Source organism: Streptomyces sp. HUAS TT11, assembly GCF_051553595.1.
In the GTDB taxonomy this organism is placed as follows: domain Bacteria; phylum Actinomycetota; class Actinomycetes; order Streptomycetales; family Streptomycetaceae; genus Streptomyces.
The window spans coordinates 6,247,609-6,261,262 of the sequence record NZ_CP196184.1 but is presented as its reverse complement, the minus strand read 5'-3'; the positions used below and the strand labels follow the sequence as shown (position 1 = coordinate 6,261,262).

Sequence of the window (13,654 nt, the reverse complement as noted above, 5' to 3'; positions counted from 1 at the left end):
CAGATGACGTCGAATGCGACACCCAGGTTCTCCGTCTTCACCCCCAGCCACCGGCCGAGCTTCCTGGACGAGTGCCTGACGACGCTGCAGGCGCAGTCCTGCTCGGACTGGGAGTGGATCGTCCTGCTCAACAACGGGGCCCGCTGGCGACCCGAACGGCCCGACGAGCGGGTCCGCGTGGAGATCGCGGACGACGTCAGGGGCGTCGGGGCGGCGAAGCGCAGGGCCTGCGAACTCGCCTGCGGCGAGATCCTCGTGGAACTCGACCACGACGACCTGCTGGCCAGGGACTGCCTGGCCGAGATCGGCAAGGCGTTCGACGAGCACCCGGACGTCGTCTTCGTCTACAGCAACACCGCCCAGATCACCGAGGACGGCGGACGGGACGACTCCCGGTTCAACGAGACGTACGGCTGGAAGTACGAGGAGGTGGACGTCGACGGCCGGCGGCTGCTGGCGGCCAGGACCATGGCACCGACGCCGCACAACGTCTCGTACATCTGGTACGCGCCCAATCATGTGCGCTCGTTCCGGAGGGACGTCTACGAGAAGGTCGGCGGCTACGACGCCACCCGCACGGTGCTGGACGACCAGGACATGATGTCCCGGCTCTTCCAGGCCGGCGACTTCCACCACATCGAGCGCTGCCTCTACCTCCAGCGCATGCACGGGGCGAACACCCAGCGCGACAAGGAGATCAACGCGCACATCCAGCGTGAGACGGTCGCCCTCTACGACAAGTACATCGAGGCCAACGCCCTCGCCTGGACCCAGCGCCGCGGGCTGGTGGCGCTCGACCTCGGCGCGGCCCACCGCAAGCCGCCCGGCTACCTGGGAGTGGACCAGCACCCGGGAGACGGCGTCGACCTCGTGGCGACGCTGCCCGACAGACTGGACCTGCCGGACGCGTCCGTCGGGCTGATCCGGGCGGTGGACTTCCTCGAGCACGTCCCCGCCAAGGTGCCACTGATCAACGAGCTGTACCGGCTCCTCGCGCCGGGCGGCATGCTGCTGACCATGACGCCCAGCTCCGACGGACGCGGTGCCTACCAGGACCCCACACACGTCGCGTTCTACAACGAGAACTCGTTCTGGTACTACACCGACAACCAGTACCGGGCGTTCGTCCCCGAGATCGAGGCGCGCTTCCAGAGCTCCCGGCTGGTGACGTACTTCCCGACCGAGTGGCACTCCACGAACAACATCTCCTACGTCGTGGCGAACCTCATCGCCATGAAGGAGGGCGCGGTGCGCAACGGCGGGCCGCTGCTGGTCTGAGACCGACGGTGCCCGCCCTGCCCGGAACCGCACGGGCAGGGCGGGCACCATGCGTCCACCGCGTGTCCACCCGCTTCGCCCGGACCTCCGGGCTGACCGGGCCGCCCGGTCAGCCCGGGACACGGGCCGCGGCGGCCAGCTCCGCGAACCGGGACGTGTCCAGGGCCGCCGACAGCTGCTCCTGCCAGCGTGGCTGACAGAGGACACCGGCGCGCGGCCAGGCGCCGTGCCCCAGCACCCCGAACGCCGGACGGCGGGCGGGGCGCGGGAAGGCCTCCGAACCGACCGGGCGGATGCGCTCGGGGTCGAGGCCGCTGAGCCGGTAGGTCTCCCGGGCCAGTCCGAACCAGGTCGTCCGGCCGGCGGACGTACCGTGGTAGATGCCCGCCGGCGCGCGGCCGGCCACTGCGGCGCGGCCGAGCGCGGCCAACTGCCGGGCGAGCGCACCGGACCAGGTGGGCTGGCCGTACTGGTCCGCGACCACGTCCAGGGTCGCGCGCCGGCCGGCGAGTTCGAGCACGGTGGCCACGAAGTTGCGCCCGTGCGTCCCGTAGAGCCAGCCGGTGCGTACCGTGTAGCCGGTGCGGGGCAGCAGCTTGGCCACCGCCCGCTCCCCCACCAGCTTGCCCCGGCCGTAGGCGTTGAGCGGGCCGGTCTGCGCGTCCTCGGTGTAGGGATACCCGGTGTCGCCGCTGAAGACGTAGTCGGTGGAGACATGCAGCAGGACGGCCCCCGCGTCCGCGCAGGCGCTCGCGAGATGGCGCACGGCGGCGCCGTTGACGGCGGTCGCGGCCTCCTCCTCCTGCTCGGCACGGTCGACGTCCGTCCACGCGGCGCAGTTGACCACCACGTGGTGCCCGGCGACGGCCGCGCGCACGGCCTCCGGGTCGGTGATGTCGAGCCCGCTGCGCGTCCGGGCGGTCACCTCGGCGTCCGGCTCGGCGGCGAGCTCCGTCAGCACGTCCCGGCCGAGCATCCCGCCCGCACCGGTCACCAGCCACTTCGTGGTCATCCCCGCTCCCCTCTGGTCTTGAGCGGCTCCCACCAGGAGCGGTTGTCGCGGTACCAGGCGACCGTGGCCGCGAGCCCCTCCGTGAACGGGAACCGGGGCGCGTAGCCGAGCTGTTCGCGGATCTTGCTGTCGTCCAGCGAGTAGCGCAGGTCGTGGCCCTTGCGGTCGGTCACGTACGTGACCCGGTCCCAGTCGGCCCCGACGGCGTCCAGCAGCAGGCCGGTGAGCTTGTGGTTGCTCACCTCGGTTCCGCCGCCGATGTTGTAGACCTCCCCGGGCCTCCCTCCGCGCAGGACCAGTTCGATGCCCTGGCAGTGGTCCGCGACGTGCAGCCAGTCGCGGATGTGGCGGCCGTCCCCGTAGAGGGGGACGTTCTTCCCGTCGAGCAGGTTGGTGATGAACAGCGGAACGACCTTCTCGGGGAACTGGTGGGGCCCGTAGTTGTTGGTGCACCGGGTCACGACCACGTCCATGCCGTGCGTGCGGTGGCAGGCGAGCACGAGGAGGTCGGCCGCCGCCTTCGAAGCGGAATAGGGGGAGTTGGGCGCGAGCGGCCACTCCTCGGTCCACGACCCCTCGCTGATCGAGCCGTACACCTCGTCCGTCGAGACCTGGAGGAACCGGCCGACACGGTGGCGGAGCGCCGCGTCCAGCAGTACCTGGGTGCCGACGACGTTGGTGTGGACGAAGGGCCCGGCTCCCGCGATCGACCGGTCCACGTGCGACTCGGCGGCGAAGTGCACGACGGCGTCCTGACCCGCCGTCACCTGGTCGACCACATCGGGATCGCACGTGTCGCCGCGCACGAGGCGGTAACCGGGATGCCGGGCCACGGACGCGAGATTCTCCTCGACGCCGGAATAGGTGAGTTTGTCCAGGACCGTGACGTGTGCCGTCGGATCGGAACTCAGCCACCTCCGGACGAATTCCGAACCGATGAAGCCGGCCCCGCCGGTCACAAGGATGCGCATGGTTCTCCGATGCTCTGACGTGCCGGAACTACGGCCGGGTGACTGCTTCTTCGTGATGGGGCCGGAACGCGGGACGACGGCGCGCCGAGCGCCGGCGACACCGGGACCGGGGCACCGCTGCGGGTTCGCTTCACGCCGGCGACACCGCGACCGGGTGTTCGTCCGGCAGGGTCCGCAGGCGCCGTCGATGTGCGACGCACTCCGCATAGGAGGGCAGCAGTCCCTGCCGCTCGGCCTCCGCCAGTGTGGGAGCCGCGGCGTCCTTGTCGGAGAGTTCGGGACCGAGATCCGTGGGCCATTCGATCGCCAGCGCCGGGTCGAGGGGATGAACACCGAACTCCCGCTGCGGCGCATATCCCTCGGAACAGAGGTAGACCACGGTGGAGCCCTCCTCCAGCGCCATGAAGGCGTGACCCAGACCCTCGGAGAGGTAGACGGCCCGGTGCTCCTGGTCGTCCAGCCGGACCGCCTCCCAGCTGCCGAAGGTCGGGGAGCCGGTACGGATGTCCACGACCACGTCGAGCACCGCTCCGCCGATGCACGTCACGTACTTGGCCTGCCCCGGCGGGACCGACGCGTAGTGGACGCCGCGGAGAGCGCCGCGCAGGGACCGGGAGCAGTTCGCCTGCTCCAGCCGCAGTGTGTGACCGGTCGCCTCGCGGAACCGGTCGGCCCTGAACCACTCATGGAAGCGGCCCCTCCGGTCCGTGAACGCCCGGGGCGTGTCCACCCAGGCCCCTTCGATGCCAAGCGGTCTCACCCGATGCATTCCTTCCACAGACGGCACGTGCGGCCGAGTCCCGGCCACTGTCACTTGACCGCGAGGGGCTGCGCCCGGAACGGCTCCCCCTGGCGCGGTCCGCCGCCGCGCTGCGGCACGACGGTGCACCATTCGTCGTCGAGCAGCCCCAGCAGGTACTGGCCGTACCCGCTCTTGAGGAGCGGCCGCGCCAGTTCGCGCAGCTGGTCGTCGTCGATCAGTCCGACCCGCCAGACCGCCTCCTCGACACAGCCGACCTTGAGACCCTGGCGCTCCTCGATCACCCGGACGAACTCCGAGGCCTGCACCATGGACGTGAAGGTCCCCGTGTCCAGCCAGGCGGTGCCCCGGTCGAGCCGGGTGACGCGGAGTTCACCTGCGTCGAGGTAGACCCGGTTGAGGTCCGTGATCTCCAACTCGCCACGTGCGCTGGGCCGCAGTCCGCGGGCGATCTCCACGACCCGGCTGTCGTAGAAGTACAGTCCGGGCACGGCGTACGGGGATCTCGGCCGAGCCGGTTTCTCCTCGACGGAGAGTGCACGGCCCTGCTCGTCGAACTCGACCACACCGTAGGCCGACGGGTTTGCGACCTGGTAGGCGAACACCTGGCCGCCGCGCATCCCGTCCTCGTGCGCCAGCCGGGCGCCGAGGCCCGAGCCATGGAAGATGTTGTCGCCCAGGATCAGCGCCACGGATTCGTCCCCGATGAATTCGGAGCCCAGTACAAAAGCCTGGGCGATTCCCTCGGGGCGCTCCTGCGTCACATAGTCGATGCGCAGACCCAACTGGCTCCCGTCGCCGAGCAGCGAGCGGAACTGCTGCTGGTCGCCCGGGGTCGTGATGACGAGGATTTCACTGACCCCCGCCAACACCAGTGTGGAAAGCGGGTAATAGACCATGGGCTTGTCGAACACCGGCAGAAGCTGTTTGGAAACGGATCGGGTCAGCGGCCAGAGTCGCGAGCCGGTGCCGCCTGCCAGCAGAATTCCACGCATGGCGCCACCATAGAGGAGCCTGACACACCTTCAATACGCTGACACGAGCCGCGATTTGCAGTCGGTCAAGCCTTTATGGATACCAATTCCACCGTCACACGGTTCAAGAGTGCAGCCGAACGAGCGGCAGGTTTGCATCTTTCCACCCTGCCACACGGGTGATCTTGTCTGTCCGGCGCGGGCCGCGAATGAGGCGGACCTGATCGTCTGTGAACAATGACGCCGTCCGTAACTCTCCACGAACGCCGCACAAACACACCATTCGATCGCATTGCCGTCGCCCGCAGTGAAGGCCGTGAGCCTTCTCCGGGCGCCTGGTGTTTCCGCGGCAACCACGCGGGCTCCTCGGCCTGCCTCGCACGGGCGGCCACGGCCCACTCCAATGTTCTTCACGGAAGGATGTCTGGTGAACCGTAAAACCATCGGCCGCAACCGGGTGAGAACCGTCACCCTGGTTTCGGCAGGCACCCTCGCTGCGGTGCTCAACGTCGTCCCGAGCACGGTGGCCATCGCCGATGCCGTCCAGCGCTCGGGCTCCCAGCACAGCCTGGGGCTGCCGGGGCCGAACGGTGCTACGACGGTCAGGGCCAACGACCGCGACCGCGGCCCACAGGGTCCACGCGGCGAACGCGGTGACCGCGGCGAGCCAGGTCCGCGCGGCTTCCAGGGCCCCCAGGGCGTACCGGGTATTCGTGGCCCGCAAGGCGTCCCCGGTGTCGGCACCCAGGGGCCCCAGGGCACACAGGGAGCGCAGGGAGCCTTCGGCGGCCCTCAGGGAACACAGGGAGCGCAGGGCGTTCCGGGAACACAGGGTTCCCAGGGAGTTCCGGGAACACAGGGTTCCCAGGGTGTCACCGGCACGCAGGGCACCACAGGAGCACAGGGCGCGCAGGGCATCCCGGGAACGCAGGGCATCCCGGGAACGCAGGGCACCACAGGAACACAGGGTCCGCAGGGCACCCCGGGAACGCAGGGCACCACGGGAACACAGGGCCCGCAGGGCACCGCGGGAACACAAGGTCTGCCGGGCGACCCGGGCGGGGCGATTCTGGACACCTACGTCATCAAGGGCAACAACGCCGTCGGGTTGGGCGTACAGTCGACCGCCCAGTGCTTGGACGACGATTCCGCCACCGGTGGCGGCTACATGGCCACCGGTGTCCTGGCGCCGCTCAATGTCACCGCCAACAATCCGGTGCCCGTGGGCGTGGGCACTCAGTCCGGCCCAGCGACCGGATGGCAGACCACGGCATCCGCCACCGTCCTCGGCGGAGGGTTCCAGGCCTACGTGATCTGCCACGCCCAGCCCGCGCCGTAGCCACTGGTAGGCAGCTCACCCGAAGGGGCCGTCGTCGCAGTCCTTCTGCGGCGGCGGCCCGCCTTGTGCCCGTCCAGACGGGCACAAGGCGGGGAAGCCGGAGGGCCGCACCCCACGTCCAAGGGTGCGGCCCCGTCGTATCGAACGACCCCGATCAGGCAGACGTCACGGTGAAATCGTCCGTCAGAGCTTGACGATCATCTTCCCGATGTTGTCGCCGCGCAGGACGCCGAAGAACGCCTCCACATTGTTCTCGATGCCCTCGACCACGGTCTCGCGGTACTTGAGCTCGCCGGAGCGGACCCAGGGGCCGACCTCCTGGACGAACTGCGGCTGCAGGTCGTAGTGGTCCCCGACCAGGAAGCCCTCGATGCGGCCACGGGTCTGGATCAGACGGGCGAGATTCCGCGGACCCGGGGAGGGCTCGGTGTCGTTGTAGACGGAGATCATGCCGCAGACGGCGACGCGGCCGCCCCGGTTGAGGGAGCCGATGGCCGCCTCCAGGTGCTCACCGCCGACGTTGTCGAAGTACACGTCGACGCCGTCGGGGGCGGCCTCGCGCAACTGCCGGCTCACGGGTCCGTTCTTGTAGTTGAAGGCCGCGTCGAAGCCGTACTCCTCGACCAGGAGCTTCACCTTCTCGTCGGATCCGGCCGAGCCGATGACCCGCGAGGCGCCCTTCAGCCTGGCGATCTGACCCACCTGGCTGCCGACGGCTCCGGCCGCGCCCGACACGAAGACGGAGTCGCCTTCCTTGAAGGCAGCGGTCCGCAGCAGACCGGCGTACGCGGTGAGCCCCGTCATGCCCAGCACACCCAGGTACGTGGACAGCGGCGCCGCGTCGGCGTCGACCTTGACGGCCTGCGCCGCGTCCACGACGGCGTACTCGCGCCAGCCGAAGAAGTGCAGCACATGGTCGCCGGCCTCGATCCCCTCGGCACGGGAGACGACGACCTCGCCGACCGCACCGCCCTGCATCGGCTGGTTCAGCTCGTACGGCGCGGCATACGACTTGGCGGCGCTCATACGGCCGCGCATGTACGGGTCGACGGACACGTACGTGTTCCGCACCAGGACCTGGCCCTCGCCCGGCTGGGGGAGCTCCGCCTCGACGAGGGCGAAGTCCTCGGCCTTGGGCCAGCCGACCGGGCGGCTGAGCAGGTGCCATGCACGGCTGACGGCGGGGAGGGTGGGGATGTCGCTCATGGCGCCTCTCGTCCGGGTTGCGATCCGAATACTTCAGTACCTGAAACAACCATGCTCCTGAATATTTCAGGATGTCAAGCAAAGGGGTAGCCTGGACCGCATGGCCGCGCAGAAGACCCCCCGCATGGACCCGCTGACCCTGGAGGTCGTGGAACTGATCGGTGCTGTCGTGGCCCGCTACCACGAGGAGTACGAGGAGGCGGCGGCCGAGCACGCGCTGACCGGGGCCCAGGCACGACTGCTGAGCCTGCTGTCGCTGGAGCCGCTGCCGATGCGGCGGCTCGCGCAGAAGCTGAAGTGCGAGCCGTCCAATGTCACCGGGATCGTGGACCGGCTGGAGGCGCGGGGACTGGTGGAACGGCGCCCGGACCCGGCGGACCGCCGCGTGAAGCTGGCGGCGGCGACGGAGGAGGGCAGGCGGCTGGCGCGCGGGCTGCGTGACTCGCTGAACTTCGCCCGGGAGCCCCTGGCGGGACTGTCCGATGACGAACGTCTGTCGCTGCGGGACCTGCTGAACCGGATGCTGGAGGCGTAGCCTCCGGCGCCGGGCACCGCACCGGGGCTTCGGCCCGCGGCGCACCGCCGGTTCCTACCGCACGGCCTCCGTGCACCGGAGGGACCGCGCGGCCCCCGGATGCGCGCACCGAGCAGGCACTACGTGCACCACCACAGGAAACGGTTGCAGGTTTTCGTTGGCGACGGGTGCGGAGTCGGGCTCGCCGCCGGCGGGCGGCTCGACGGCGCCGAACTCTGCACGGACGACGGCGTGGTCGAGGGGGCCGGGTTCGAACGGGGCGGAAGGCTCGCCGCGGTCACCGACGGCGTGGCCGCGTCGGTCTCCTTGTCCTTGTCCTTCTTGTCCTTGGCGGACTCCGAGGCCGACGCGGACACGGAGACCGAGGAGGAAGGCGAGGCCGCGCCCCCGGCGCCGTCGCCGGACGGCGTGGCGCTCTGCTTTGACGCGGCACCGCCGTCCGCCGTCTCGCCCCCGGCGGCTGCGGTCTTCGGGGTGGTCCCGGGTGCGTCCGTGCCCAGTTCGGCCAGGCTCAGCGCCCCCGCGGCCAGCAACAGTCCGGCACCCACGAACAGCACGCGCCTACGGCGCCGCCGATGGGCCGCGGCCTTGCGGTCGCGACGACCCGACCGCCCCACGGAGGCGTCGTCGGCGTCGCCGGACGGCCCGCGCCGCTGCGACCGCCGCCGGCTCTGCGCCCGACCGGACGCCGTCGGCTCGCCCTTGTCCTCGTCCTCGTCCGGCGGTTCGGCTCCGTCGGAGCTGTCCGTGCCGTCGTATCCCTGATCGTCGTCGCGGCCGCCGGCGGGCGCGTCGGCCGCATCCGTGCGGGTGTGCGCGCGTAGTTCGTCGACCGGCGTGCCGCACCCCGGGCAGGCGAGGGCGCCGTTGAGGTGCCTTCGGCACGGGTGGCAGTAGTCCATGACGCGGGAAGACTAAGTTCCCCGCAGGTAACGTTCCTAGGGGTAGCTGTGAAAATTGTGTGCGGAATCGCTCGTTACTGTGTGGCAAGTTGAACACGGCGTGCGACGAGGTTGTCGAAACCCTTGCCGAAACCGTTATGCGCACAGCCCATTGACACCCCCACCGCCCCCTCCTTACTGTCACGCCAGCATTTCGAACGCGTGACGAAATTTCGAACACGCCACCTGGGCCGACGAAGCACCGACGACGCAGCAAGGGGCAACTGCCGTGCGCATCACCGGAATCAGCACACACGTGGTCGGGACGCCGTGGCGCAACCTGACCTACGTCCAGGTGCACACCGACGAGGGCATCACCGGAGTCGGCGAGACCCGGATGCTGGGCCACACCGACGCGCTGATCGGCTATCTGCGGGAGGCGGAGGCCAACCACATTCTCGGTTCCGATCCGTTCGCCGTGGAAGACCTCGTACGCCGGATGAAGTACGGCGACTACGGACGTGCGGGCGAGATCGTCATGTCCGGTATCGCGGTCGTGGAGATGGCGTGCTGGGACATCAAGGGCAAGGCCCTCGGCGTCCCCGTCTGGCAGCTCCTCGGCGGCAAGGTCACCGACCGGGTCAAGGCGTACGCCAACGGGTGGTACACCACCGAGCGGACCCCGGAGGCCTACCACAAGGCAGCCCAGGAGGTCGTCGCCCGGGGCTACAAGGCCCTGAAGATCGACCCGTTCGGCACCGGACACTTCGAGCTCGACCACGACGGGACGCTCTACTCCGTCTCCCTCATCGAGGCGGTGCGGGATGCCATCGGGCCGGACACGGAGCTGATGCTGGAGATGCACGGCCGCTTCTCCCCCGCCACCGCCGTCCGGCTGGCCCGCGAGCTCGCGCCGTTCGAGCCGGCCTGGCTGGAGGAGCCGGTCCCGCCGGAGAACCTCAAGGCGCTGGAGAAGGTGGCCCAGAAGGTGGACCTGCCGGTCGCCACCGGCGAGCGGATCCACGACCGCATCGAGTTCCGCGAGCTGTTCGAGAGCCAGGCCGTCGACATCATCCAGCCGGACGTCGGCCACATCGGCGGCATCTGGGAGACCCGGAAGCTGGCCGCGACCGCAGAGACCCACTACATGCTGGTGGCCCCGCACAACGTGGGCGGGTCCGTCCTCACCGCGGCCTCCCTCCAGGTCGGCTTCACCACCCCGAACTTCAAGATCCTCGAGCACTTCAACGACTTCGCGGACGCGGAGATCAAGAAGGTGGTCAAGGGCGCGCCCGAGGTCGTCGACGGCTATTTCCACCTCTCCGACGCCCCCGGGCTCGGTGTCGAGCTGGACGTCGACGCCGCGGCCGAGTTCCCCCAGCAGCAGGCCCGGTTCGACCTGTGGGCCGACGGCTGGGAGCAGCGCAAGCCCAAGGGGACGAAGTGAGCACCGCGGTCGTCGTCGAGGCGCCGGGCGCGCACCGCCTGGCGCCCCACGACCCCGTCGCGCCGGGGCCCGGCGAGGCGCTGGTGAGCGTGCACGCCGTCGGCATCTGCGGCAGCGACCGCGAGGTGTACCAGGGCAACCGGCCCGAGGGGTACGTCCGTTACCCCCTCACCCCGGGGCACGAGTGGTCGGGCACGGTCCAGGCGGTCGGCGCCGGGGCGCCCGAGGGCCTGGTCGGCCGCAAGGTGGTCGGGGAGGGCTTTCGCAACTGCCAGGTCTGCGACCGCTGCCATGCCGGTGAGACCACGCTGTGCACCGCGGGCTACGAGGAGACCGGCTTCACCCGGCCGGGCGCCATGGCCGCCACGCTCACACTGCCGGCCCGGCTGCTGCACGTGCTGCCGGACGACGCGGACCTGACGGCCGCGGCCCTTCTGGAACCCGCCGCCTGCGTCGCGGCCGCCGCGCTGAAGGCGAACGCGCGGCCCGGCGAGCGGGTCGCGGTCGTCGGCACCGGCACGCTCGGCATGTTCGCCGTGCAGTTCCTGAAGGCCGCCTCCCCCGCCGAACTGCTGGTGGTCGGTTCGGGGACCGACCGCGAGGCGCTGTCCCGGCGGTTCGGAGCCACCGACTTCCGCACCAAGGACCAGGAACTCACCCCCGACTTCGACGTCGTCGTCGAGACCGCCGGGTCCGCGTCCGCCGCGCGCACCGCGGCCTCCCTGCTCAGGCGCGGCGGACGCCTGGTCCTCACCGGCATCCCGGCGCCGGGCGCCGAGGGCCTCGACCCCACCGGACTCGTCGTACGGCAGCTGGAGGTGCACACCGTGTTCGGGGCGCCGCCGGACGCCTGGGCGCACACGGTACGGGTCTTCGGGGCCGGACTGCTCGATCCGTTGCCGCTGGTCACCCACGAGTTGCCCCTCGCCGAGTTCTCCCAGGCCATCGAGCTGGTGGGAGCCGGCGACCCGAAGGTCGGCAAGGTCCTGTTGCGACCGTGACATCTCCCGGACCGTGCGCCGGTACGGAGTCACCTGACGTGCTCCGTTCCGGCGTACCACCACACGTCTCTTCACGCCCAGAGTCGCGAACCTTGTCCGAAATACCGAACATGAAGGACGCCTTGTGACCCACCCCGCTACGGCAGCCCGCAGGCCCGGTGAGCAGGTCCTCGCCGCGCTCGGCCTCGGCGCGCCCGCTCTCTCCCCCGCCGACGCCTCCCCTCACACCTTCCCCGGAGGCGGCCGCTGGCGCACCGAGATCCCCTCGTGCGAGGGCCCCGAGGCACTGGCGGTGGTCCTCAAGGAGTCCTCGAGGCTCGACGTGCCCATCCACCGCATCAGCCAGGGCAGCGGCGTATGGATGCTGACCGACTCCGAGATCACCGAGATGGTCGAGGCCACCGGTGAACGCGACATCGAGCTGTGCCTGTTCACGGGGCCGCGCGGCACCTGGGACACCGGCGCCTCCGTACGCTCGGACTCACGCGGGGCCGGGCTGCGCGCCCGCGGCCACGACGCCGTCGCCGGCTGTGTCGAGGACGCCGTGCGGGCCACCGAACTGGGCGTGAAATGCCTGCTCGTCGCCGACGAGGGCGTGCTGTGGACCCTGCACCGGGCACGCACGGCGGGAATCATCCCGGCCTACACCACCCTCAAGGTGTCCGCGCTCGTCGGTCCGGTCAACCCGGCGTCGTACGCCGTCTTCGAGCACCTCGGCGCCGACTCCGTGAACGTGCCGAGCGACCTGACGCTCGATCATCTGACGGAGATCCGGCGGGTCTCCGCCGCTCCCATGGACATGTACATCGAGGCCCCCGACGACCTCGGAGGCTATGTGCGGATGTACGAGGTCGCCGAGCTCATCCGGCGCGGCGCACCGCTGTATCTGAAGTTCGGTCTGTCCAGGGCCCCCGGGATCTACCCGTACGGCACCCATCTGCGGGACCTGACCCTGGACACCGCCCGGGAGCGGGTGCGGCGCGGCCGGCTCGCTCTCGACCTGCTGGCCCGGCACGGCGCGGACGGCGACATGGCGCCGCTCGGCACCCGGTTGCCCGGCTCGCTGCACCGCTTCCCCACCGGCGACCGACCGCCGGCCGCTCTCAACGACGAGAAGAACAAGGACTGATCACCATGCGCACTCGCAGAGCCGCTCTCGCCGCTATGGCCTCGGCCGCCTCGCTCGCCCTGACCCTGTCCGCCTGCGGCCAGAACAGCGAGGGCGGAAGCAAGGAGGACAAGGGAAGCACCAAGGGCGGCACCATCGGCATCGCGATGCCGACCAAGTCCTCCGAGCGCTGGATCTCCGACGGCAACAACGTCGTCAAGAACCTCCAGGCCAAGGGCTACAAGACCAAGCTCGTCTACGGCGAGGACGACCCGGACACCCAGGTCTCGCAGATCGAGAACCTGATCACCCAGGGCGTCAAGGGCCTGATCGTCGCGGCCATCGACAACAAGTCGCTGAACAACGTGCTCCAGGAGGCCGCGGACGCCAAGATCCCGGTCGTCGCCTACGACCGTCTGATCCTCGGCACGAAGAACGTCGACTACTACGCCTCCTTCGACAACACCAAGGTCGGCGAACTCCAGGCCAACTACATCGTGGACAAGCTGGGTCTGAAGAACGGCAAGGGCCCCTTCAACATCGAGCTGTTCGCCGGGTCCAACGACGACAACAACACCAAGTACTTCTTCAACGGCGCGATGAGCGTCCTCAAGCCGTACATGGACAGCAAGAAGCTGGTCGTCCGGTCCGGCCAGACCGCGCTCAACAAGGTCACCACCCTGCGCTGGGACGGCGCCACCGCGCAGAAGCGCATGGACGACATCCTCACCTCCTCGTACAAGAGCCAGAAGGTCGACGCCGTCCTGTCGCCGTACGACGGCATCTCCATCGGTGTCCTGTCCTCGCTGAAGTCCGACGGCTACGGCAGCAAGGGCAAGCCGCTCCCGGTCGTCACCGGTCAGGACGCCGAGCTGGCCTCCGTCAAGTCGATCATCGCCGGTGAGCAGACGCAGACCGTCTACAAGGACACCCGCAAGCTCGCCGAGGTCGCCTCGGCGATGGTCGACGACGTGCTGACCGGCAAGAAGCCCGAGGTCAACGACACCACGACCTACGACAACGGCTCGAAGGTCGTCCCCTCGTACCTGCTCCAGCCGGTGAGCGTCGACAAGACCAACTACGAGGAGACCCTGGTCAAGGGCGGCTACTACACCGACGCCGAACTGAAGTGACCCCGCGGC

At 69.8% G+C, this 13,654-nt stretch carries 13 protein-coding genes; 7 read left to right on the top strand and 6 right to left on the bottom strand.

Annotated elements, in window-relative coordinates:
* Window positions 1-3 precede the first annotated feature (3 nt).
* Window positions 4-1,278, top strand: coding sequence for a glycosyltransferase (locus ACSHXN_RS27805; protein ID WP_355134970.1), 1,275 nt, complete (start codon window positions 4-6; stop codon window positions 1,276-1,278).
* Window positions 1,279-1,387: 109 nt separating this feature from the next.
* Here ACSHXN_RS27805 and rfbD read toward each other — a convergent pair whose 3' ends face one another.
* From rfbD to rfbA, 4 genes are all read right to left on the bottom strand, one after another.
* On the bottom strand, window positions 1,388-2,290 hold the full coding sequence (rfbD, locus tag ACSHXN_RS27800; protein ID WP_355134972.1) for a dTDP-4-dehydrorhamnose reductase: 903 nt from the start codon (window positions 2,288-2,290) through the stop codon (window positions 1,388-1,390).
* Window positions 2,287-3,261, bottom strand: coding sequence for a dTDP-glucose 4,6-dehydratase (rfbB, locus tag ACSHXN_RS27795; RefSeq protein WP_355800791.1), 975 nt, complete (start codon window positions 3,259-3,261; stop codon window positions 2,287-2,289). Before rfbB ends, rfbD begins: the two co-directional genes overlap by 4 nt.
* A 130-nt stretch (window positions 3,262-3,391) precedes the next feature.
* A complete protein-coding gene (locus tag ACSHXN_RS27790) occupies window positions 3,392-4,021 on the bottom strand; it encodes a dTDP-4-dehydrorhamnose 3,5-epimerase family protein (RefSeq protein ID WP_438303997.1) in 630 nt (209 codons plus the stop codon).
* A gap of 50 nt (window positions 4,022-4,071) precedes the next feature.
* Complete coding sequence (rfbA, locus tag ACSHXN_RS27785) at window positions 4,072-5,016, bottom strand: glucose-1-phosphate thymidylyltransferase RfbA (protein WP_355134978.1); 945 nt, start codon at window positions 5,014-5,016, stop codon at window positions 4,072-4,074.
* A 406-nt stretch (window positions 5,017-5,422) separates the two neighbouring features.
* On the opposite strand from rfbA, the gene ACSHXN_RS27780 reads away from it, so the two are divergent.
* A complete protein-coding gene (locus ACSHXN_RS27780) occupies window positions 5,423-6,334 on the top strand; it encodes a hypothetical protein (RefSeq protein ID WP_438303995.1) in 912 nt (303 codons plus the stop codon).
* A 183-nt stretch (window positions 6,335-6,517) separates the two neighbouring features.
* On the opposite strand, the gene ACSHXN_RS27775 is transcribed toward ACSHXN_RS27780, so the two are convergent.
* Window positions 6,518-7,540 carry an NADP-dependent oxidoreductase gene (locus ACSHXN_RS27775; RefSeq protein WP_355134982.1) on the bottom strand — a complete coding sequence of 341 codons (1,023 nt, stop codon included), beginning with the start codon at window positions 7,538-7,540 and terminating at the stop codon, window positions 6,518-6,520.
* Between the two features lie 100 nt (window positions 7,541-7,640).
* Here ACSHXN_RS27775 and ACSHXN_RS27770 point away from each other — a divergent pair, with 100 nt between their 5' ends.
* Entirely contained in the window at window positions 7,641-8,075 is a 435-nt protein-coding gene (locus ACSHXN_RS27770) for a MarR family winged helix-turn-helix transcriptional regulator (RefSeq protein WP_355134984.1), read from the top strand.
* A gap of 119 nt (window positions 8,076-8,194) precedes the next feature.
* On the opposite strand, the gene ACSHXN_RS27765 is transcribed toward ACSHXN_RS27770, so the two are convergent.
* Window positions 8,195-8,977 (bottom strand): SCO2400 family protein, encoded by a 783-nt coding sequence (locus ACSHXN_RS27765; protein WP_438303992.1) that lies wholly within the window; start codon window positions 8,975-8,977, stop codon window positions 8,195-8,197.
* Between the two features lie 268 nt (window positions 8,978-9,245).
* On the opposite strand from ACSHXN_RS27765, the gene ACSHXN_RS27760 reads away from it, so the two are divergent.
* From ACSHXN_RS27760 to chvE, 4 genes are all read left to right on the top strand, one after another.
* Complete coding sequence (locus ACSHXN_RS27760; RefSeq protein WP_355134988.1) at window positions 9,246-10,403, top strand: mandelate racemase/muconate lactonizing enzyme family protein; 1,158 nt, start codon at window positions 9,246-9,248, stop codon at window positions 10,401-10,403.
* Complete coding sequence (locus ACSHXN_RS27755; RefSeq protein WP_355134990.1) at window positions 10,400-11,404, top strand: zinc-dependent alcohol dehydrogenase; 1,005 nt, start codon at window positions 10,400-10,402, stop codon at window positions 11,402-11,404. Before ACSHXN_RS27760 ends, ACSHXN_RS27755 begins: the two co-directional genes overlap by 4 nt.
* A gap of 124 nt (window positions 11,405-11,528) precedes the next feature.
* The gene (locus ACSHXN_RS27750; protein ID WP_438303990.1) at window positions 11,529-12,533 is read left to right on the top strand and encodes a hypothetical protein; all 1,005 of its coding nucleotides are present in this window, start codon (window positions 11,529-11,531) and stop codon (window positions 12,531-12,533) included.
* Between the two features lie 5 nt (window positions 12,534-12,538).
* A complete protein-coding gene (chvE, locus tag ACSHXN_RS27745) occupies window positions 12,539-13,645 on the top strand; it encodes a multiple monosaccharide ABC transporter substrate-binding protein (RefSeq protein ID WP_355134994.1) in 1,107 nt (368 codons plus the stop codon).
* Window positions 13,646-13,654: the final 9 nt, after the last annotated feature.